This window comes from Pandoraea sp. E26 (assembly GCF_000681415.1).
In the GTDB taxonomy this organism is placed as follows: domain Bacteria; phylum Pseudomonadota; class Gammaproteobacteria; order Burkholderiales; family Burkholderiaceae; genus Pandoraea; species Pandoraea pnomenusa.
This window is the reverse complement of record NZ_AYXJ01000063.1, coordinates 1-1070: the sequence shown is the minus strand read 5'-3', so window position 1 is coordinate 1070 and position 1070 is coordinate 1. Positions and strand designations below refer to the sequence as shown.

Here is a 1070-nt window from a genome sequence, read left to right as displayed (position 1 = left end):
GCTACATGCTCGACGGCATGGATACCCAAATGCTGAGCTTCGTGATTCCGACGCTCGTGGCGACGTGGGGCATCAGCCTGGCCGACGCGGGCTTCATCGGCACGCTCACGCTGCTCGCGTCCGCGCTTGGTGGTTGGGTCGCCGGCATTCTGTCGGATCGCATCGGCCGCGTGCGCACGTTGCAGCTTACGGTGCTGTGGTTCGCGGTGTTTACCGGCCTGTGCGGTCTCGCGCAGAGCTACCACCAGTTGCTCGCCGCCCGCGCATTGATGGGCTTCGGCTTCGGCGGGGAGTGGACGGCGGGCGCCGTGCTGATCGGCGAAGTCATTCGCGCTCGCGACCGGGGCAAGGCCGTTGGGCTGGTGCAATCGGGCTGGGCCATCGGATGGGGCCTGACGGCCATTCTCTATGCCGTGCTGTTCTCGCTCATGCCCGCCGAACTCGCCTGGCGCGCGCTGTTCCTGATCGGCCTGCTGCCGGCCTTGCTCGTGCTCTTCATCCGTCGCTATGTGCAGGAACCCGAGGTCTACCAGAAGGAGAAGGCCAAGCAGTCGACGTCCGATGCCGGCCCCGGTCTGGCCGCGATCTTCAGCCCGGCACTGCTCTCGACGACGATCCGCGCGGCATTGCTCACGACCGGCGCGCAAGGTGGCTACTACGCCATCACCACGTGGCTGCCCACGTACCTGAAGACGGAGCGCCATCTCACGGTCATGGGCACCGGCGGCTACCTGGCGATGATCATCTTCGGGTCGTGGGTCGGCTACCTGGCGAGCTCGTATCTGACCGACCGGCTCGGGCGCAAACCAAACTTCATCCTGTTTGCCGTGGGCTCGATGGTGATCGCGTTCTCGTACACCTCGCTGCCGCTCACCGACAGCGCCATGTTCTGGCTCGGCTTCCCGTTGGGTTTCTTCGCCTCGGGCATTTTCAGCGGCATGGGCGCATTCCTCACGGAACTGTTCCCGACGCGAGTGCGCGGTTCCGGCCAGGGCTTCTGCTACAACGTCGGCCGTGCCGTCGGCGCGCTGTTTCCGTTCCTCATCGGCATGCTCTCGAAGCAATACGGC

At 65.5% G+C, this 1070-nt stretch carries 1 protein-coding gene; it reads left to right on the top strand.

Annotated features, from left to right (window positions below):
* The coding region (locus tag W930_RS0124990; protein WP_028731407.1) for an MFS transporter at positions 1–1070 on the top strand (1070 nt) is incomplete at both ends.